Source organism: Glutamicibacter sp. BW78 (assembly GCF_002332245.1).
Lineage (GTDB): Bacteria > Actinomycetota > Actinomycetes > Actinomycetales > Micrococcaceae > Arthrobacter_H > Arthrobacter_H rhombi_A.
This window is the reverse complement of sequence record NZ_NRGU01000032.1, coordinates 157,314-175,708: the sequence shown is the minus strand read 5'-3', so window position 1 is coordinate 175,708 and position 18,395 is coordinate 157,314. Positions and strand designations below refer to the sequence as shown.

The 18,395-nt window shown below is 64.8% G+C and carries 18 protein-coding genes; 11 read left to right on the top strand and 7 right to left on the bottom strand.

The window, feature by feature from the left end; genetic code table 11:
• Complete coding sequence (locus CIK75_RS09485; RefSeq protein ID WP_096223894.1) at positions 1–513, top strand: metallophosphoesterase; 513 nt, start codon at positions 1–3, stop codon at positions 511–513.
• A gap of 18 nt (positions 514–531) precedes the next feature.
• Here the strand turns inward: CIK75_RS09485 and CIK75_RS09480 are convergent, their stop codons facing one another.
• Together CIK75_RS09480 and CIK75_RS09475 are read right to left on the bottom strand one after the other, a co-directional pair.
• Positions 532–750: a PLDc N-terminal domain-containing protein gene (locus CIK75_RS09480; RefSeq protein WP_096223892.1), complete on the bottom strand. Its 219-nt coding sequence runs from the start codon at positions 748–750 to the stop codon at positions 532–534.
• A 144-nt stretch (positions 751–894) separates the two neighbouring features.
• Positions 895–2,151: an FAD-binding oxidoreductase gene (locus CIK75_RS09475; protein WP_096223890.1), complete on the bottom strand. Its 1,257-nt coding sequence runs from the start codon at positions 2,149–2,151 to the stop codon at positions 895–897.
• A gap of 464 nt (positions 2,152–2,615) precedes the next feature.
• On the opposite strand from CIK75_RS09475, the gene CIK75_RS09470 reads away from it, so the two are divergent.
• The gene (locus tag CIK75_RS09470; protein ID WP_096223888.1) at positions 2,616–4,040 is read left to right on the top strand and encodes a nucleobase:cation symporter-2 family protein; all 1,425 of its coding nucleotides are present in this window, start codon (positions 2,616–2,618) and stop codon (positions 4,038–4,040) included.
• A gap of 90 nt (positions 4,041–4,130) precedes the next feature.
• Here CIK75_RS09470 and CIK75_RS09465 read toward each other — a convergent pair whose 3' ends face one another.
• The gene (locus CIK75_RS09465) at positions 4,131–5,693 is read right to left on the bottom strand and encodes a helix-turn-helix transcriptional regulator (RefSeq protein WP_096223886.1); all 1,563 of its coding nucleotides are present in this window, start codon (positions 5,691–5,693) and stop codon (positions 4,131–4,133) included.
• Positions 5,694–5,805: 112 nt separating this feature from the next.
• Here CIK75_RS09465 and aceA point away from each other — a divergent pair, with 112 nt between their 5' ends.
• On the top strand, positions 5,806–7,110 hold the full coding sequence (gene aceA, locus CIK75_RS09460) for an isocitrate lyase (RefSeq protein WP_086999143.1): 1,305 nt from the start codon (positions 5,806–5,808) through the stop codon (positions 7,108–7,110).
• 73 nt (positions 7,111–7,183) lie between these two features.
• Entirely contained in the window at positions 7,184–8,821 is a 1,638-nt protein-coding gene (gene aceB / locus CIK75_RS09455) for a malate synthase A (protein ID WP_096223884.1), read from the top strand.
• A 130-nt stretch (positions 8,822–8,951) separates the two neighbouring features.
• Here aceB and CIK75_RS09450 read toward each other — a convergent pair whose 3' ends face one another.
• The gene (locus CIK75_RS09450; RefSeq protein WP_241895385.1) at positions 8,952–9,392 is read right to left on the bottom strand and encodes an XRE family transcriptional regulator; all 441 of its coding nucleotides are present in this window, start codon (positions 9,390–9,392) and stop codon (positions 8,952–8,954) included.
• On the opposite strand from CIK75_RS09450, the gene CIK75_RS09445 reads away from it, so the two are divergent.
• The 5 genes from CIK75_RS09445 (at position 9,391) to CIK75_RS09425 (ending at position 14,457) form a co-directional block, all read left to right on the top strand.
• Positions 9,391–10,011 carry a phosphatidic acid phosphatase gene (locus tag CIK75_RS09445; protein WP_096223882.1) on the top strand — a complete coding sequence of 207 codons (621 nt, stop codon included), beginning with the start codon at positions 9,391–9,393 and terminating at the stop codon, positions 10,009–10,011. The two genes, CIK75_RS09450 and CIK75_RS09445, sit on opposite strands and share 2 nt — an antisense overlap.
• Before the next feature lie 56 nt (positions 10,012–10,067).
• The gene (locus CIK75_RS09440; protein WP_096223880.1) at positions 10,068–11,042 is read left to right on the top strand and encodes a 2-hydroxyacid dehydrogenase; all 975 of its coding nucleotides are present in this window, start codon (positions 10,068–10,070) and stop codon (positions 11,040–11,042) included.
• Between the two features lie 187 nt (positions 11,043–11,229).
• Positions 11,230–12,543 carry an ABC transporter permease gene (locus CIK75_RS09435; RefSeq protein WP_096223878.1) on the top strand — a complete coding sequence of 438 codons (1,314 nt, stop codon included), beginning with the start codon at positions 11,230–11,232 and terminating at the stop codon, positions 12,541–12,543.
• 54 nt (positions 12,544–12,597) lie between these two features.
• Entirely contained in the window at positions 12,598–13,671 is a 1,074-nt protein-coding gene (locus tag CIK75_RS09430; protein WP_096223876.1) for an alkene reductase, read from the top strand.
• Between the two features lie 54 nt (positions 13,672–13,725).
• Positions 13,726–14,457, top strand: a complete 732-nt coding sequence (locus CIK75_RS09425) for a DsbA family oxidoreductase (RefSeq protein WP_096223874.1) — start codon at positions 13,726–13,728, stop codon at positions 14,455–14,457.
• 31 nt (positions 14,458–14,488) lie between these two features.
• Here CIK75_RS09425 and CIK75_RS09420 read toward each other — a convergent pair whose 3' ends face one another.
• The gene (locus tag CIK75_RS09420) at positions 14,489–15,238 is read right to left on the bottom strand and encodes a LytR C-terminal domain-containing protein (RefSeq protein WP_143413308.1); all 750 of its coding nucleotides are present in this window, start codon (positions 15,236–15,238) and stop codon (positions 14,489–14,491) included.
• Positions 15,239–15,242: 4 nt separating this feature from the next.
• Entirely contained in the window at positions 15,243–15,542 is a 300-nt protein-coding gene (locus tag CIK75_RS09415; RefSeq protein WP_096223872.1) for a type II toxin-antitoxin system VapB family antitoxin, read from the bottom strand.
• Positions 15,543–15,689: 147 nt separating this feature from the next.
• On the opposite strand from CIK75_RS09415, the gene CIK75_RS09410 reads away from it, so the two are divergent.
• Positions 15,690–16,712, top strand: coding sequence for a 2-oxoglutarate and iron-dependent oxygenase domain-containing protein (locus CIK75_RS09410; RefSeq protein ID WP_086999166.1), 1,023 nt, complete (start codon positions 15,690–15,692; stop codon positions 16,710–16,712).
• A 38-nt stretch (positions 16,713–16,750) separates the two neighbouring features.
• The gene (locus CIK75_RS09405) at positions 16,751–17,893 is read left to right on the top strand and encodes an alcohol dehydrogenase catalytic domain-containing protein (RefSeq protein WP_096223870.1); all 1,143 of its coding nucleotides are present in this window, start codon (positions 16,751–16,753) and stop codon (positions 17,891–17,893) included.
• Here the strand turns inward: CIK75_RS09405 and CIK75_RS09400 are convergent.
• The gene (locus CIK75_RS09400) at positions 17,890–18,372 is read right to left on the bottom strand and encodes a DUF4188 domain-containing protein (RefSeq protein ID WP_096224049.1); all 483 of its coding nucleotides are present in this window, start codon (positions 18,370–18,372) and stop codon (positions 17,890–17,892) included. The genes CIK75_RS09405 and CIK75_RS09400 overlap by 4 nt on opposite strands.
• Positions 18,373–18,395 lie beyond the last annotated feature (23 nt).

Genomic DNA, 18,395 nt, shown 5'->3' with positions numbered 1-18,395 from the left:
ATGAGTACGCGCCTGGTCCTGATCGCCGATACCCACCTGCCCAAACGGGCCCGCGGGCTGCACCCCAGCCTGTGGGAGGAAATCGAGGCGGCAGATGTGGTCTTCCACGCCGGCGACTGGGTTGAGCCGGAGCTCTTGAACGAGCTCGAGCGGCGCTGCCACAAGCTGGTCGCTGTCTATGGGAACAACGACGGGGAGGAATTGCGCTCCCGACTGCCCGAGGTCGCCCAGGTAGAGATCGAGGGACTGCGTTTTTCGATGATTCACGAAACCGGCGCCTCCACCGGCAGGGAGAAGCGGTGCGCTCAGGATTTCCCCGACACCGATGTACTGGTCTTCGGGCACAGCCACATTCCCTGGGACACCACGGCGGACAACGGCCTGCGCTTGCTGAACCCCGGGTCGCCGACGGATCGGCGGCGCCAACCGGTCTGCACGTATATGAGTGCCGTCGTGCAGGACCGGGTTCTGGGCGAGGTCCACATCATTCCGGTGGAGCGGGTCGGCGCCTAGCCCGGCCGTCGGCGAAACCTACTTCTTGCGGCCGACCGCGAAATAGCTGAGTGGGCCAATGAAGTTGAAGAAGCTGGCGAAGAACCACGCGATCTTGGGCCCGTTGACCTGGGTTGCGGGTCGACCAGCAAGATCCTTCAGGACAGCCCCCTGCAACGCGACCTGAACCGCGCCCAGTGTCATCACCCAGAATTTGCGTCCTGCACTGAGGTCCTTGAAATGCTTCTTCGCCATCATGATCACTCCCGACGTTCGTAGGTAACCACCAGCCTAAACGAGTCCCCCGCAATGCGCAGTGGCAACCAACGGAAACGGTGGCACCCGGATCGGGTGCCGCCGTCGTGCACTGCTGGGGCCGGCTCGTGCCCGGCCGAGCGCGGGTTAGCGCAGCGGGCTGAAGTGCCGCATCAGCGGAGCTGTGCCCTGACCGGTCATTTCGGCTGCCAGCATCTTGCCGGTCAGCGGGCCGAGGGCGACACCCCACATCCCGTGGCCGCCGGCGACGTGGACGCGCGGGGACTTGGTGGCACCGATCAGTGGCAGGCCATCTGCGGTGCAGGGGCGGGCCCCCACCCATTCCTCCTGGCGGTCTTCCCAGTCGATGCCGGTGTACATCGGGGAGGCAGCCTTGATGATCGCCTGGATCCGACGTTCGTCCAACGGCGCATCGGCGTCGCGGAATTCCATCATGCCGGCAACCCGGAAGCGGTCCCCCAGAGGCGTGCAAGCGACGCGCTGGGCGGGGAAATAGATGGGGTGGGTCGGCATGACCTCGGGCTTGACGGTGAAGCTGTAGCCGCGGCCTGCCTGGACGACCTGGCGGACACCGAATTTTCGGGTCAGCGAGTTCAGCCAGGCGCCGGTCGCCAGAACCACCGCATCAGCGGTCAAGCTTCTACCACTGGAGCCGATCACCGTCACCGAGTTCGACGATTCACGGACGTCGGACACGGTGAAGCCGTCAATGATCTCCCCGCCACGCTTCCGCACCGAATCGGCGAGCGATTCCATGAAGTTCGGCGGGTTGATGAAGCGCTGGTCGTGGATCTTCACGCCGGCGGTGACCCCGGAACCCAGGGTGGGTTCCAGGGCGCGGATCTCGGCACCGGTCATCAGGTCGAAGTCCACGGACCCGCCGGCTTCACGGATGCCCTCGAATTCGTGCACCAGCCCCTGGCGGTCCTTTTCGCTGGCGAAGGCTGCCAGGAAGGGCTCTGCCGGTTTGGTGGGTTCGGTGACTGCGTTGCTGCCCTCGGCCAGCTCGGCGAAGGCATCCAGACCGGTGCTGCCGATCTCGCTGAAGACCTTCATCGCTTCCCGCCATTTGCCGGGGGTGCAGTGTCGGGCGAATCCTGCCAGGAACTTGATCAGCGACGGGTCGGTGGTCAGCGGAATGTATAGGGGCGAGGCAGGGTCCAGCATGGCCTTGGCCCCGGTGGCGAACACGGAGGGTTCGCTCAATGGCAGGGTCAATGCGGGGGTCAGCCAGCCGGCATTGCCCCAGGAGGAGCCGGCAGAGACTCCGGTCCGGTCGACAATGGTGACGCGGACGCCCTGCTCTTGCAGGTGCCAGGCGGTCGACAGGCCGACGATGCCCGCGCCGACGACGACGACGTGTTCAGGATGCTGCATGCCCATGGTTTCTCCCGTTGGCTCGATCAAACTCGCACCGCAAGACTGCCCGAGCCCGCAGACAACCTCAACCCCTCGAGAGGTTTCCACGGCAGAGGTGCCGCCGGGAAGCCAAAAATTGAATTAAACACGGCATGGTGCTGTCACACCGTATTTAGTTCGGACTTTATTTGACTTCCTTCTGAGGTTCACCGGGACTACATCACAGCCGGCCGTGCAACCGCACCCTGACCCGTGACGGCCCGGGCCGGTCTGGCCGCCCCTGTGCGCCAGGAACCTCCCCGGAGGATGACAGTGCCTCGACACAACCCTTGACATTGCCCATGTGACCCAGTTCACTATATTGCATAGCGAAATCCTTTTTCCGCTATACGGAATCCCAGGTGATGTAGCCAGGGATCCGGACCCCAGTACAAGGAACAGCTGTCGCCCGGACCTGCTTCCGATCATCCGCACACAAGGGAAACTCCATGAACAAGAACGCATCAAGCGCCGCGGCCCGCCGCAGTACCGCGCCTGCACGTCCCGAAGACGAGCGTCTGCCCATCGGTAGCACCTTCGCCTACGGCTTCCAGCACGTTTTGACCATGTACGGCGGAATCATCGCCCCGCCACTGATCGTCGGCACCGCAGCGGGCATGAGCTCCTCGGACGTCGGCCTGCTCATTGCCGCCTGCCTGTTCGTCGGCGGCCTGGCCACCTTGCTTCAGACCATCGGCATTCCGTTCTTCGGTTCACAGCTTCCCCTGGTCCAGGGTGTTTCCTTCGCCGGTGTCGCCACCATGACGGCCATCATCGGTGGCGGTGGTGGCATCCAAGCGGTCTTCGGTGCGGTCATGGTCTCCGCGGCCGTCGGACTACTGATCACCCCGGTGTTCTCCAAGGTGATCAGGTTCTTCCCGCCGGTCGTCAACGGCATCGTGATCACCGTCATCGGCTTATCGCTGATGCCGGTGGCCGCCAACTGGGCCATGGGCGGCAACGCCAAGGCCGATAACTACGGCTCCATGGCCAATATCGGACTGGCCGGGGTGACCCTGTTGGTCGTCCTGCTGCTGAGCAAGCTCGGCAATGCGACGATCTCCCGCCTGTCCATCCTGCTGGCCATCGTCATCGGCACACTGATCGCCGTCTTCACCGGCATGGCCGATTTCTCCGGCATCGGCAACGGCCCGATCTTCGCCTTCCCGGCCCCCTTCGCCTTCGGCTGGCCGACCTTCGAACTGCCGGCCATCATCTCGATGCTGATTGTCACGCTGGTCATCCTGACCGAAACCACTGCCGACATCCTGGCCGTCGGCGAAATCGTCGAAACCGAGGTCGATTCCAAGCGCATCGGCAACGGGCTGCGCGCCGACATGATCTCCAGCCTCATCTCCCCGATCTTCAACTCCTTCACCCAGAGCGCCTTCGCCCAGAACGTCGGACTGGTGGCCATCACCGGCATCAAGAGCCGTTTCGTGGTCAGCGCCGGCGGCCTGATCCTGGTGGTCCTGGGCCTGTTGCCGATCATGGGACGCGTCGTTGCTGCGGTACCCACCGCGGTCCTCGGCGGTGCCGGCATCGTGCTCTTCGGCACCGTTGCCGCCAGCGGCATCCGGACGTTGGCCAAGGTCGATTACAAGAACAACATGAACCTGATCATCGTTGCCACGGGTGTCGGCTTCGGCATCATCCCGATCGCCGCCCCGACCTTCTGGAACGAGTTCCCGACCTGGGTCGGCACGATCTTCCACTCGGGCATCAGCTCGGCAGCGGTAGCCGCGATCCTGCTGAACATCTTGTTCAACCACATCAAGATCGGAACCCCGACGGATCCCTCGGTCTTCGCCAAGGCCCCGGTCCGGCCGGCCACCGAAAAGGACTTCGAGGACCAGAAGGTCTCCGAGGTCTAGGCATCGGCCGCTAGAACAAGAACCGCAAGAACAGGCGAGGGAGCAGCTCCGGGAAACCGGGCCTGCTCCCTCGCCTGTGATGTCGGGGCTTTAGCCGCCGTGGGTCTGCAGGAACTCGTACACCTCGGTTTCGTCGACCCCGGGAAAGGCCCCCGAAGGCATGGCCGCCAACAGGTGGGAGTTGGCCCGGGCCGCCGGCCAGGCTTGCCCGGCCCAAGAGCGGGCCAGGGCTTCGGGCGGCCGCTTGCAGCAGGACTCATCCGGGCAGCGTGACTTCGACCGCTCGGTGGTGTCGCGGCCACGGAACCACTTCACGTGTTCATAGGGGACACCAATGCTCAGCGAGTACATCCCCGAGGAGTGACGTTCGGTCCGGGCGGTGCACCAGAAGGTTCCCGCCACGGTGTCGGTGTACTGCTCGAAGGCCCTGAACTTATCCGGCACGTCGAAGACCTCGCGGCTGGTCCAGTACCTGCAGATCGATTGCCCCTCGATGGCACCGGTGTGATCGGCAGGGAAGTTCACGTCGTCGTTCTCATACGCCTTATGCAGGATCCCCGACTCATGCACCTTTTGGAAGTGGCAGGTGATGTCCAGGTGCTCGGTGGCCAGGTTCGTGAAACGGTGGGCCGCCGACTCATAGGAAACCGCGTAGGCATCCCGCAGGTCCTCGATCGCCAACGATTTGGACTTCTTGGCTTCCTCCAGGAACCCCACGGTGGTCTTCTGCGGCATCAGCAAGGCGGCCGCAAAGTAGTTGGTGTAGACCCGCTGGCGGAGGAACTCGCTGTAGTTTCGTGGTGCCTCATGCCCCAAAACGTAGTGTCCCAGCGCCTGCAAAAGCACCGAACGGGCGTCATGGTCACTCTTCGTCCCCTGCACGAGATAAATTCTGCGGTTCTTCAGATCCGTCACCGAACGGGTCGAATGCGGCAAATCACCCACGAAGTGCAGGCCGAATCCCAGATGCTCGGCAAGGTCGGCGGCGACGTGGTGGGACAACGGACCAGAGGTGTGCCCGACGGCGTCGAGCAGCCCCTGGGCCTGCTTCTCCAGTTCGGGGTAGTAGTTGTTGCATTCGCGCATTTCGGTGCGGATCTCGGTATTCGCCCGACGGGCTTCCTCGGGAGTCGCCGCCTGCTCCTCAAGTCGCCGCTCGAGTTCATGCTGCAAACCGACCAGGGATTCGAGGACATCCATCGGCAACCGCGAGGACACGCGCACCTTCGGCAGTCCCAGCGATCCGTAGAGCGGCCCCCGCTGAGCTTTTTCCAGCTCGATTTCCAGTCCGGCCCGCCGACTCGGGGGCTCCGCCCCCAGCAAGTCATCCACGCCGGTATCCAGGGCGACAGCCAGTTGCCGCAGCAGCCCCACCTTGGGCTCGCGTTTGCCGTTCTCGATCAGGCTCAGCTGTGAGGGAGCCACCGAGACCAGCGCGCCCAAGCCATCAAGGGTCAGCCCCTTCCCCTTGCGCAGGTGGCGCACCCTGCGCCCCAAGGCAATCGCATCCAGTTCAGGATCGTTGTGCGTCGAAGTGCCCTGCGGGGGGTTTCCGCCGGAGGGCCGGTTCCATGTGGGAGTCGTCACTTTTTGAGGATAACGCAAAAACCGCAAATCTTTCCACCCAAACCCCCTAGAAAACCCCTTGAACATCACGAAGAGTCATGACTACGAACAAAAACACGGAAACATCGACCAACCGGCAGAGGCGCCGGGAACGTCGTCGGATCCCCGGGACAGCCCGGAACGATTGAAGGAGAAGGCCATGACGCAGAAGCAGAATTCCGCAGCAGAGCGCACACAGGCCCTGGAGATGGAGTGGAGCGCCAACCCCCGCTGGGAAGGCATCACCCGCGAATACACCGCAGCCGAGGTGATCCGCCTGCAGGGACGCGTCGTCGAAGAGAACACGTTGGCTCGCCGCGGTTCCGAAAAACTGTGGGACCAACTGACCGCCGAAGCCAAGACCGGCGCCTACACCAACTCCCTGGGCGCCCTGACCGGCAACCAGGCGGTGCAGCAGGTCAAGGCAGGCCTGCGGGCCATCTACCTTTCCGGCTGGCAGGTCGCCGCCGACGCCAACCTCTCCGGCCAGACCTACCCCGACCAGTCGCTCTACCCGGCCAACTCGGTTCCGCAGGTAGTGCGCCGCATCAATAACGCCCTCCAGCGGGCCGACCAGATTGAGTTCGCCGAGGACATCCAGACCGTCGAGGATTGGCTGGTTCCGATCGTCGCCGACGCCGAGGCCGGCTTCGGTGGCCCGTTGAACGCCTACGAGCTGATGAAGTCGATGATCACCGCCGGCGCCTCGGGGGTGCACTGGGAAGACCAGCTCGCCTCGGAAAAGAAGTGCGGTCACCTCGGTGGCAAGGTCCTCATCCCGACCGGCCAGCACATCCGCACCCTCAATGCCGCCCGTTTGGCAGCCGACGTTTCGGATACCCCGAGCGTGATCATCGCCAGGACCGACGCCGAGGCAGCCACCCTGATCACCTCGGATGTCGACGAGCGGGACGCAGAATTCGTCACCGGCGAGCGCACCGCCGAAGGCTTCTATAAGGTCCGCAACGGGATCGAACCCTGCATCGCCCGGGCCAAGGCCTACGCCCCGTACTCCGACCTCATCTGGATGGAGACCGGGACACCTGACCTGGAGATGGCCAAGAAATTCGCCGAAGCGGTCAAGGCCGAGCACCCCGACCAAATGCTCGCCTATAACTGCTCCCCGTCGTTCAACTGGAAGAAGCACCTCGACGACGCCACGATCGCCAAGTTCCAGCGCGAACTCGGCGCCATGGGCTTCACGTTCCAGTTCATCACGCTGGCAGGGTTCCACGCCCTGAACCATTCGATGTTCGATCTGGCCTCCGGCTACGCCCAGAACGGCATGAGCGCCTACGTCGAACTCCAAGAACGTGAATTCGCTTCCGAAGCGGCCGGCTACACCGCCACCAAGCACCAGCGCGAGGTCGGCACCGGCTACTTCGACCAGATCGCTACCACCCTGAACCCCGAAGCATCCACCCTGGCTCTGGTGGGATCCACCGAAGCCGGACAGTTCCACTAGGCAACACACGACGCCGGCGCCCGCCCGCCCGGGCACCGGCGTCGTCCCCCACCATTTTCGAAGGAGATCCGCCATGAATGACCCCATCACCCTGAACGGCACCACGCCGAATGCTTCGCCGGTCCGCGGCCAGGAGCAGATCCTCACCCCCCAGGCCATGGACTTCCTGGCGCAGCTGCACCACGAATTCGAGCCGCGTCGCCAGGAGCTGCTGGCCTTGCGCGAAACGCGTCGCCGCGAGATCGCCGGCGGCCAGGATCCCCGCTTTCTGGAAGAGACGCGTCACCTCCGCGAGGACGATTCCTGGAAGGTCGCCCCCATCGCCCCCGGGCTGGAGGACCGCCGGGTGGAGATCACCGGGCCGCCCGAACGCAGGATGGCGATCAACGCCCTGAACTCCGGCGCGAACGTCTGGTTGGCCGACCTTGAGGATTCGACGACCCCGACTTGGCAGAACGTCATCAATGGACAACTGAATCTGCGAGCCGTGCTCGAGAACGATATCGACTTCGTTTCCGAAGAGGGCCAGGAATACCGGGTCACCGGTCGGACGCTGACCGAACTGCCGACCATCATGGTCCGGCCGCGCGGCTGGCATCTGCCCGAAAAGCATCTGACCATCGGTGGCAAGTCCACCTCGGGGGCGCTGGTCGACTTCGGCCTGTACTTCTTCCACAACGCGCAGCGGCTGATCTCCGGCGGACGTGGCCCCTACTTCTACCTGCCCAAGATCGAAAACCACCTGGAGGCCCGTCTCTGGAACGACGTCTTCATCAGGGCGCAGGAGCTGCTGGGCATCCCCCGGGGCACCATCCGTGCCACCGTCTTCATCGAGACCATCACCGCGGCCTTTGAACTCGAGGAGATCCTCTACGAACTCCGCGAGCATTCAGCCGGCCTGAACTCCGGTCGGTGGGATTACATTTTCTCGGTGATCAAGAACTTCCGCACCCGCGGGCCGCGGTTCGTGCTGCCCGACCGGGCGATGGTGACCATGACCGCGCCCTTCATGCGCTCCTTCACCGAGCAGCTGGTGCGGGCCTGCCACCGCCGCGGAGCCACCGCCATCGGCTCCATGAGCGCCTTCATTCCGAACCGCCGCGACGAAGCCGCCAATGCTGTCGCCTTCGAGACCGTCGCCGTCGAGAAGTCCCGCGAAGCCGCGGATGGTTTTGACGGTGCCTGGGTGGCTCACCCGGACCTGGTGCCGGTGGTGCAGGGAATCTTCGACGAGGTCATGGGCGGAAAGCCGAACCAGATCGACCGCCTGCGCGAAGACGTCACCCCCGATGACCGGGCGTTGCTCGACATCGCCGGCACCCCTGGCCTGATCACCGAAGGCGGGGTCCGGATGAACGTGGTCATCGGCTTGCGGTACATCGAGTCGTGGCTGCGCGGCAATGGGGCAGTCGTCCTGAAGAACATGATGGAGGATGCCTCCACCGCGGAGATCTCCCGTTCGCAGATCTGGCAGTGGATCTGCCAAGGCGCGGTGACCGACGACGGCGAACTGATCACCACCGAGTTCGTCGAGGAAATCGTGGAGGAAGAGTACGCCAAGATGGAGCGCTTCGAGGGTGACCGGTTCGCCGATGCCCGCGAGATCTTCGATGAGTGCGCGTTGCGGGATCACTACCCGGCCTTCCTCACCGTCCCCTCCTACACCCGGTTCCTCTGCCAGTCCAAGGCCCGGCAGATGATCGACGCCTAAATAGCCACCGCCCGCACCGTCACCCAGGTTCCCCCTCCATTGGACCCGGGTGCGGGGCGGGCGGCCCCCAAACAACGACGGACCCCATGTGGCAGAGCAGCCGGGGTCCGTCGTTCTTTTAACGGTGGGCCTAGATGTCGTCCTCGTAGGCGGGCCCGCCCTCGCCCTCCCAGGTTTCCAACCGGCGGACCTTCGACGCGTTGTATTTGCGCCGGACCCCCCGTCCGGCATCCTCGTCCTCTTCGACGAAGACCGCGCCGTACTGCTCCAAGGCATGTCGCAGCATGGCGTTCTGTTCGAGGGTTAGATCCTGGTTGCCTTTTTCGAAGGCACGGATCTGTTGCTTCTCCAGCCCTGCAGCCCGGCCAATGACCTTGCTCGAGACCTGGGTGATGGCGCGGGCTGCCCGGGCCAGATCGGCGGGAATGAATGTTGATGGGTTCGTCATGAGTTGATCATCCCAGTCTTCGTCGGCGAAGTCAGTTGCCCCGGCCACGCGGGGGAACGCCAGTAGGCTGGATGACGGCCCCGGACGGACCGGATGGCCGGAAAAGGTGGGGAGCAAGCCCATGGACATCACCTCCGGGGACGGCGTCGATGCGCCCACCGGCGAACTGCCGGGTCAGGGATCGTCGGCAGCATGGGCCGTCACCTACCTCTTCTCTCCTGTCGTCCTGGTGAGCGCCTATCTGCTGCTGATGCCGTGGCGAAGTCCGGAAACCACCTGGCTGCAGGCCGTCGTGGCCCTGGTCTTCACCACGGGTCTGCCCTGGTTGGGCGTGGTGTGGATGAGGCATAGCGGACGAGTCACCGATCTGCATGTTCGCGAGCGGTCCCAACGCTGGCCGGTTTTCGTTCTCGCCGGGGCCTCCCTGCTCGTCGGTTGTGGTGCGTTGCTGCTGCTGCGCGCGCCGTCGTCGGTCTTCACTACGCTGGCCCTGATTCTGGCCGGTCTGCTGATCTGCCTGGTGGTGAACCTGCGCTGGAAGATCTCCGTCCATACGGCGGTCGCCGCCTTCATCTGGCTCACCGTCTTCTCCGGCCCGGACTGGGGTCCGGCAGCCGCCTTGTTCATGACCCTTCTGGTCGGTTGGTCCCGCCTGGAACTCCGACGCCATACTCCGGGCCAGGTGCTCGCCGGTGCGCTGGTGGGTTGTGCAGTATTCGTGGCCGGTTTGGCCCTCTCCTGAACGGCTGATCCACACGGGCCGGTGCCCGCACCCGCCGCCGGCAGAACGCTTATAGGATGGCGGAAACCACCCGCCAGGGCAGGCCCCGGCGCAACACTTGTGAACGGAGCACGTTGGTACTTCGCGTTTTGGTCCCTTCCGCCGCGTTGGCGCACGACATCAGCGGCCCGGGAGTCCAAGCCATCATCTGGCATATCGACACCGATACCTCCCCTGCCCCGGCAGCCGATGTCCTGGTCACCGAGCGGCCCCGCTTCCCGGCCCACCGTTCCCGGGTCTCGGCCATCCCCGGCCTGCGTCACGTCCACCTGCTGTCCATCGGCTACGAATGGGTCCTGGAGCATCTGCCTGCCGGGACCACGCTGAGCAATTCGCGGGGGGCCGTCGAAGACGCCACCGCCGAACATGCCCTGGCCCTCATCCTCGCGTCCTTACGCGATCTTCCGGTCGCAGCCCAACAGCAACACCGGCATCACTGGTCGCCGCTGTGGACCACCTCGTTGCATGGTTCGGTGGTCATGGTTCTGGGCTATGGCGGGGTGGGCCAGGAAGTGGCTGCCCGATTAGAGCCCTTCCGCCCGGCGGCAGTACTTCCCGTCGCCAGCCGCCAACGCACCACCGCAACCGGAGTGCAGGTGAACGGGACGCAGGAGCTGCCGGCGCTTCTGCCCCGAGCCGACGTCGTCGTGGTGACCCTGCCCCACCAGGAAAGCACCGAACGGCTCGTGGACGCCGCCTTCCTGGCCGCGCTGGGCGACGGCGCCCTCTTGGTGAACATCGGCCGCGGCGCGGTCGTGGACACCGACGCATTGGTCGCCGAATTGCAGGCCGGCCGGTTACGGGCCGCCCTGGATGTCACCGACCCGGAGCCGCTACCGGCCGGGCATCCGCTCTGGGACGCCCCCGGATGCCTGCTCACCCCGCATATGGCCGGGAACACCCATGAATTTTTGCGCCGGTCCGCGGCCTTGACCGTCGAGCAGGTCCGCCGTCTGGCCAGTGGCCGGGAACCTCTTCACCTGGTGCGGTAAACGCCCTGCGCGTAGCGCCGGGAAGTAGCAGACCGCTGCGCCAAAAACCAGTCAAAAGTCACGATTTTCCGGGCTCTTTGCGCGCTTGGCCCCGCTTGAGCCAACAGCGTAAACCCAGTTTGCAACTTACTGTCCTGAGGACAAGAATAGGTTTTTCGGCACCACGAGCAGTTAGAGGTCCACCCGTATGCAGAACAGCCCGGTCACCTACGCAGAGAAAGCCGAGCCGGGCAGATTCCGCCGCTGGTACTCCTCGCTCCACCCCTCCCTGCAGCTCATCGGCATGCAACTGTATATGCCGCTGTTCTTCATCATCATGTTCTCGCTGTGCTACATCGCTGCGTTCAATCACATCGCCCCGCATGACATCCCGGTTGCCGTTAATGGCCCGACGGCCAGCATCCAGAAGATCGCCGACGAGGCAGTTCCCGGAGGCGTCGAATACCTCCACTACGACGACGCCGCTTCCATCCGCGAGGCGGTAGTGACCGGGGAAGTCGGCGCCGGTTTCGACACCGAGACCCACACGATTCTGCTCGCCGGCGCCCACCAAGCACAGGCCTCGGCCATTCTGCCCGAACTGCTCTCCCCGCTGCTGGGTGCCCCCGACAATCCTCCAGCGGTCGAGGACCTGGCCCCGCTGCCCGCGGGGGACGTGGGGATGACCCCCATGTATTTGATGCTCGTGATGTGCATTGCCGGCTACCTGACCGCCATGTTCATCGGCATGATGGGTGGGCCGCTGCGACATAAGACCCGGCTCACCGTCATCGTCGGCCTGGCGCTGGTGCTCTCCCTGCTCATCGACGTGCTGGTCGTCCCGGTCCTGGGCGCCATCTCCGGGGAGTTCTTCCTGCCGCTCTGGGGGCTGATGTGGGCCTGGATCGTGGCCGTCGGGCTGGCGGTCAACGGGCTGAGCTACTTCTTCGGCAGGTTCATCACGATGCCCGCCCTGACCATCTTCGTTTTCGTCTCCATCCCTGCCTCCGGGGCTGCCTTCCCCGAATGGCTGATGCCCCAGCCGTTCAGGGCCTTGAACCCCTTCGTTGTGGGTAGCGGGATCACCGAAATGCTCAAACGGATGATCTACGACGTCGGCCCCGGGTACTGGCGGGGCTGGATCATGTTGGTCGCCTATGCCGGCATCGGATTGCTGCTGGCCTGGGTGGGCAAACGGAGGTGGGAGAACAAGCGGGTGCACAACATCACCACCGGGGCCACCACCATGTTCGGGGACGCGCAGGCCGCCAACCGCACCTTCATGATCGCCGAACGTGACGAGGTCCTCTCCCGTCACGGGCTGGAATCCACCGAAACCGGGACCATCATGGTCGTCGACCGCCCCGGGGCCAGTCGGGCGGACTGGAACCCCGATGACGACGCCCAACGACGGGGCGGTGGCCCCGACCCAACGCCCACCGACCCGAGCTTCGACAGCGGGCCCTCGGGGCTGGAATCCGACTTCTCCACCCTGCCCCGGCCACCCAAGCACCGGGAATAGTCACGCCCCCGCGTGCCGTTGACCCCCGTGTCCCCCCATCTCAGGAGTACCCCCATGGATCTGTTTGCCCCGCTCACCCTCGGCGACCTCGACCTGCCCAACCGGCTGGTCATGGCGCCACTGACCCGGTCACGTTCACGCGTTGACGGGGTACCCAACGACGACGTCGTGGAGTATTACCGCCAACGGGCCTCGATGGGCCTGATCGTCAGTGAAGGAACCTACCCCAGCCAGACCGGCCAGGGATTCGTTCGCCAGCCCGGACTGGTCACCGACGAACAGGTCGCCGGTTGGAAGCGCGTCACCGACGCCGTCCATGCCGAAGGCGGACTGATCATCGCCCAGGTCATGCATGCCGGGCGGGTCACCCACCCCGATATCACCGGCACCGAGGATATCGTGGCTCCCAGTTCGATCGCCGTGGACGGCACGACCCGCACCTACACCGGCAAGCATCCCTACCCGGCCCCACGGTCGCTGGGAACCTCCGAGCTGGCCGGCATCGTGGAGGAGTTCGTCCAGGCCTCGAAGAACGCGATCGCCGCGGGCTTCGACGGGGTGGAACTCCACGGCGCCAACGGCTACCTGCTCCATGAATTTCTGGCCCCCTCGGCCAATACACGCACCGACGCATACGGCGGGTCCCCGGAAAACCGGGCCCGCCTGGTCATCGAGGTGGCCACCGCGGTGGCCGGAGCCATTGGTGCCGGACGGACCAGCCTGCGGATCTCCCCGGAACACAACGTCCAAAGCACCCTGGAGGAGGATCACGACGACGTCGCGGCCACCTACGGCGCCCTGGTCGACGGAATTGCCCCGCTGGGACTGTCCGCGCTGAGCATCCTGCATCGGGAGCCGACCGGGGAGCTGGCGCAGGACCTGCGTTCACGCTTCGGTGGCCCCGTGTTGTTGAACTCGGGGTTCGCGGCCATCACCACCGTCGAAGACGCCCGGGAACTGACCTCCAGCGGCTGGGCCGACGCCGTCGTCGTGGGCCGCCCCGCGATCGCCAACCCCGATTTGGTGCGTCGCTGGCGTGAAGACCTGCCGCTGAACGAGCCGAACCAGGCGACCTTCTACACCGAAGGACCCACCGGGTACATCGACTACCCGTTCTGGCAGAACTAGCAGCCACCCGATAGCCGCGGGAATAGTCGACGGCGCGGAGAGGTTGAAGTATCCATGACTTCTCCGCGCCTTTCCGTCGATATCTGGTCCGATATTTCCTGCCCCTGGTGTTTCATCGGCAAACGCCGTTTCGAAGCAGCCCTGGCCACGCTTCCCTTCCGCGACAGCGTGGACGTGACCTGGCACAGCTACCAGCTCGATCCCTCGCTGCCGGCCCACTACGACGGCACCGAATTCGAATACCTTTCAGAAAAGAAGGGGATGGATCCGGACCAGGTGAAGCAGACGCTTGAACACGTCGCCGCACAGGCGGCCGCAGAGGGACTTCACTACGATTTCGGGAACCTCAAGGTGGCCAACTCGTTCACCGCCCACCGCTTGCTGCATCTGGCCGCCGCGCACGGGGTGGCCGGTCAGGTCAAGGAGGCGCTGCTCTCCGCCCAGTTCGAACAGGGCCTTGATACCGGGGAGGCAGCAGTGCTGCGCCGGATCGGCACCGCAGCGGGACTGGCCGAGGAGGACGTCGTGGGTGTCGTGGAATCGGATAGGTACACCGCGGAGGTCCAGGCCGACGTCGCCCAGGCCCGCGCCTTGGGTGTTACCGGTGTGCCGTTCTTCGTCCTGGACATGAAGTACGGGATCTCGGGGGCCCAACCGGCAGAGGTTTTCGCGGAGGCGCTGACCACCGCGTGGAACGAGATCTCGCCGCTGTCCATGGTCAACGCAGGACATGATGCCACCACCGGAACGGACGCCCCGGCCTGCGGACCGGAGGGCTGCAACTAGCAGGACCCGCCGGCCGCCGTCGTCCCTTCGGCTATTTGTCCTTTGTTTCGGGGGCCGGTGAGGGTTTGGCCTTTTCGGTGGCAGCAGCAGATTCCTTGGCTTGCTTGCGGGCTTCCTTCACCGCGATCGGGCAGCTGAGCTGACCGTCGGCAGTATCGACCTTCTTCTGCGGCACCATCGATTCGGGTTTGTACTTCTTGCCGATCACGAAGTCGATGGTGTCGGCGCTGCGTTTGGGCTTCTTCACGTATTCCGTGCCCTTGATATGGCGTTGGACGCTCAGTGCGTTGGCCCTGCCCTTGGTCCCCGAAACCACGGTGCCCACCACCTTGGGGTTCTTCAACTTCCCGTTGGCGACCTTGCCGATTTTGAAACCGCGCTCCTTCAGGGACTGTGCCGTGGCTGCGGCGAGCCCGGCAGTCGTGGTCGCGTTGTAGACGTTGACCGTGATGTCCTTCGGCTGGGCATATTTCAGCTCTTCCTGCGGGCAGACGGCGGCAGCCGGATCCTTGGCCTGCGCTGTTGCCGTTGCCGTTGCCGCCGGCGCGGGTTCAAGAGCCGGGATGACAATTTCCCCGGTCTTGACCAGGTAGGCGAGCACGAGTGCGGTGATCACCAGGGCGACAAGCAGGCCCAACACCATGCCGTGCAGCAGCCGACGGCGGTAGTAGCGCGGATTCTCCACCCGTTCGGGATCGTTATCCGAGAACCCCTCATCCAGATCTTCCTCGGTGACGATCCGTTGGCCATGCCAATCGGTCGGGTCGCGTTCGTCGCTCATGGGGTCACGAATCCAAGACCAGGACGCGGGCGTGCATCACCGAACGCTGGTGCAAGGCCGTCCTGACGGCCCGGTGGAGACCGTCTTCCAGGTACATGGTGCCTTTCCACTCCACCACATGCGGGAAGAGGTCCCCGAAGAACGTGGAGTCCTCGGCCAACAACGCCGCCAGGTCCAGGGTCGCCTTGGTGGTCACCAATTCATCGAGGCGCACCTGACGGGGGGCAACGACTGCCCAGTCCTTCGGCGTCACGAGGTTGTGGTCGGGATATGGGCGGGATTCGCCGACTGCTTTGAAGATCACTGCTCCAGCTTAGGGAACACCACCCCAATGTGAAACGACGACCTGCCGGTGCACCCTGTCAAGGGTTCTGACACACGAGGCAATATGACGGAACGGGGCGTAACCGTTGCTGTCCAGACATGGCCAACACGCCCTAACGTTACGGCCATGAACTTTGTGCGAACCTCAGTGCCCGTTCTTGATTTCTCGACGGCCCGCCAAGCCGACGGCTGCTTCAACCCCGACTTCATCGACACCCTGCGTGCCGCAAGCCATCAGGTCGGGTTCTTTCAACTCACCGGATTCGGTGCCGCCGAAGGCCAGACCCAGGAACTGCTGCAGACCATGGAGGCCTTCTTCAACCTGCCCCTGGCCGAACGACTGAAGCTGGACAACCGCACCTCAGCCCAGTTCCGCGGCTACACCCGGCTGGGCAAGGAAATGACCCAGGGCCGGGCCGACTCCAGGGAACAGATCGACTATGGCCCCGCACGAGACAAACTCGACAGCTACCCGCAGGAGCGCCCCTACCTGAACCTGCAGGGCCCCAACCAGTGGCCGGACGCTTTCCCCGAACTTGAGCGCGTGGCCATGGCCTGGGCCGAGCTGATGTCGCGGGTCGGTGCGGAACTCCTCGCAGCGATCTCCGTGTCGCTGGGACTGCCCGAAAACCATTTCGAGGCACCGTTCCAGCACAGCCCAGCCTGGATGGGCAAGCTGGTCCACTACGTCGGAGGGCAGGTCCCCGAGGCCGGGAGCCAAGGTGTGGGCCTGCACGCAGACTATGGTTTCGTGACCCTGCTGCTCCAGGACGAGGTCGGCGGGTTGGAGGTCCAACCGTACGGGCAGGAGGATTGGATTCCGGTGGAACCGATCCCCGGCGCGCTGGTCGTCAACCTCGGTGAAATGCTTGAAGTCGCGACCAACGGCTACCTGATGGCCACGATCCACCGGGTGACGGCACCACCAGCCGGCGTCGACCGCTATTCGGTTCCCTTCTTCTGGTCCCCCCGACTGGATGCGGTGATCGATACGGTCCCGCTCCCGCCGGAGTTGGCCGCCCAGGCCCGCGGTGTCTCCGACGACCCGACCAATCCGATGCTCTCCTCCTACGGCGCCAACGTTCTCAAGGGGTGGTTGCGGGCCCATCCGGAAACCGCAGCCATCCACTATCCCGATCTGGCGACCTAGGAGCGGTACTGCCCCGGAACCGGACGTAAGGTATTGCCATGAACGAGACCACCGCAGTCGACAGCAGGACCATCCGTGGCGCAGTCCTGGAGACGATCGGGGCCGCCAGCCCCTTTGCCGCCTCCACTCCCCTGCGGATCCAGGAACTCACGCTGGCCGCCCCCGGTCCAGGTGAGATCCGGGTGCGTGTCGAAGCCGCCGGTGTCTGCCACTCGGACCTCTCCGTGGTGGACGGCAACCGAAGGCGCCCGGTGCCGATGCTCCTGGGCCACGAAGCCGCAGGGATCGTCGAGGAACTCGGGGCCGGTGTGCATGATCTGGCCCTCGGCCAACGCGTGGTCATGGTTTTCCTGCCCCGTTGCGGTGAATGCGCCGAATGCGCCACCGACGGCAGGCTCCCCTGCTCGGCCGGCAGCGCCACCAATAACACCGGCGAACTCTTGGGCGGTGGACGACGGCTGAGCCGCAGAACCGCGGAAGGTACCGAACCGGTGCACCACCATCTGGGCGTCTCCGGTTTCGCCACCGCTGCCGTGGTGGACCGTCGATCGGTGGTGCCGGTGGACGCTGACGTGCCGGCGGGAATCGCCGCGGTTTTGGGTTGCGCCGTACTCACCGGCGGAGGGGCTGTCCTGAACGCCGCACGGCCCGGCCCCACGGATGACATCTTCGTGGTCGGTCTCGGCGGGGTCGGGATGGCCGCGCTCATGGTCGCCCGCGCCCTCACCTCCGGCCGGGTCACCGGTATCGACCAGCAAACCGAGAAGCTGGAGTTGGCCCGGGAACTCGGCGCCGACGAGGCCCTCACCCCGGAGCAGGCCATCGGGCGCGGGCTGTCGGCACCATTCGTCATCGAAGCTGCCGGCCACCCGGTGGCTTTCGAGACCGCCGTTGACCTCACCGGCCCCGGCGGGACGACGGTGACGGTCGGGCTACCGGCACCCGATGCCCTCTCACGGATCAGCCCCTTGGGCCTGACAGCACAGGCCCGATCGATCATCGGCTGCTACCTCGGTTCCGCGGTGCCTTCGCGCGATATTCCGCGATTCGTCGCTTTATGGAGGGCCGGGAAACTCCCCTTGGAACGGCTCATCACCCGACGTATCGGCTTGGAAGAGATCAACGAGGCCATGGACGAACTCGCCGCGGGCCGGGCGGTCCGGCAAGTCATCGAGTTCTAGCCGTTGCGTCCCAGCCGCTGGCGCGCCGTATGCGTGCCCCGCCCGATGCGAACCCTGCGCGTGGCGGCCCCGAGCCCGAAGAGCGGCATATCGGTATAGACACTCTCCTGATCGGTGACCTTCACCCGGTAGGTCTCATGCCAGATTCCGACGTCGCCGCTGCCTGCCGACTTCTTCGTGAACCGGCGCCAGGCTCCCAGATGCGGCGCATCCTGAGCGGAGGCGAAACGCTGCAGGTCTTCGGGGCTGCGCCAATAACTCAAAAGAATCGTGGTCCGGCCGAGCCATTGGTGGTAGCCCAGCAGACCGGCATCAGGATCTGCCGCCAAATGAGCCAGCATCCGGGGCATGGCAGCCACGATCGGAAGCACCGCGGGCAGGTTCCACCACTTATTGGCCCGCATCCCGATCAGGAACACGGTGATTTCCTCCTGATCCGGGGTGGCAGTGAATCTTCCGGGGTTCACGGTTTTCGTCATGGCCATCGCCTCTCACTGCGTCA

Excerpts from the sequence above, each read along its gene's own strand:
- aceB (WP_096223884.1), top strand. The coding sequence starts at position 7,184 with ATGAATGACCCCATCACCCTGAACGGCACCACGCCGAATGCTTCGCCG.
- CIK75_RS09405 (WP_096223870.1), top strand. The coding sequence starts at position 16,751 with ATGAACGAGACCACCGCAGTCGACAGCAGGACCATCCGTGGCGCAGTC.
- CIK75_RS09475 (WP_096223890.1), bottom strand. The coding sequence starts at position 2,151 with ATGGGCATGCAGCATCCTGAACACGTCGTCGTCGTCGGCGCGGGCATC.
- CIK75_RS09450 (WP_241895385.1), bottom strand. The coding sequence starts at position 9,392 with ATGGGCTTGCTCCCCACCTTTTCCGGCCATCCGGTCCGTCCGGGGCCG.
- CIK75_RS09400 (WP_096224049.1), bottom strand. The coding sequence starts at position 18,372 with ATGACGAAAACCGTGAACCCCGGAAGATTCACTGCCACCCCGGATCAG.
- CIK75_RS09470 (WP_096223888.1), top strand. The coding sequence starts at position 2,616 with ATGAACAAGAACGCATCAAGCGCCGCGGCCCGCCGCAGTACCGCGCCT.
- CIK75_RS09445 (WP_096223882.1), top strand. The coding sequence starts at position 9,391 with ATGGACATCACCTCCGGGGACGGCGTCGATGCGCCCACCGGCGAACTG.
- CIK75_RS09435 (WP_096223878.1), top strand. The coding sequence starts at position 11,230 with ATGCAGAACAGCCCGGTCACCTACGCAGAGAAAGCCGAGCCGGGCAGA.
- CIK75_RS09465 (WP_096223886.1), bottom strand. The coding sequence starts at position 5,693 with ATGTTCAAGGGGTTTTCTAGGGGGTTTGGGTGGAAAGATTTGCGGTTT.
- CIK75_RS09440 (WP_096223880.1), top strand. The coding sequence starts at position 10,068 with ATGGCGGAAACCACCCGCCAGGGCAGGCCCCGGCGCAACACTTGTGAA.
- CIK75_RS09425 (WP_096223874.1), top strand. The coding sequence starts at position 13,726 with ATGACTTCTCCGCGCCTTTCCGTCGATATCTGGTCCGATATTTCCTGC.
- CIK75_RS09430 (WP_096223876.1), top strand. The coding sequence starts at position 12,598 with ATGGATCTGTTTGCCCCGCTCACCCTCGGCGACCTCGACCTGCCCAAC.
- CIK75_RS09410 (WP_086999166.1), top strand. The coding sequence starts at position 15,690 with ATGAACTTTGTGCGAACCTCAGTGCCCGTTCTTGATTTCTCGACGGCC.
- CIK75_RS09485 (WP_096223894.1), top strand. The coding sequence starts at position 1 with ATGAGTACGCGCCTGGTCCTGATCGCCGATACCCACCTGCCCAAACGG.
- CIK75_RS09420 (WP_143413308.1), bottom strand. The coding sequence starts at position 15,238 with ATGAGCGACGAACGCGACCCGACCGATTGGCATGGCCAACGGATCGTC.
- aceA (WP_086999143.1), top strand. The coding sequence starts at position 5,806 with ATGACGCAGAAGCAGAATTCCGCAGCAGAGCGCACACAGGCCCTGGAG.
- CIK75_RS09480 (WP_096223892.1), bottom strand. The coding sequence starts at position 750 with ATGATGGCGAAGAAGCATTTCAAGGACCTCAGTGCAGGACGCAAATTC.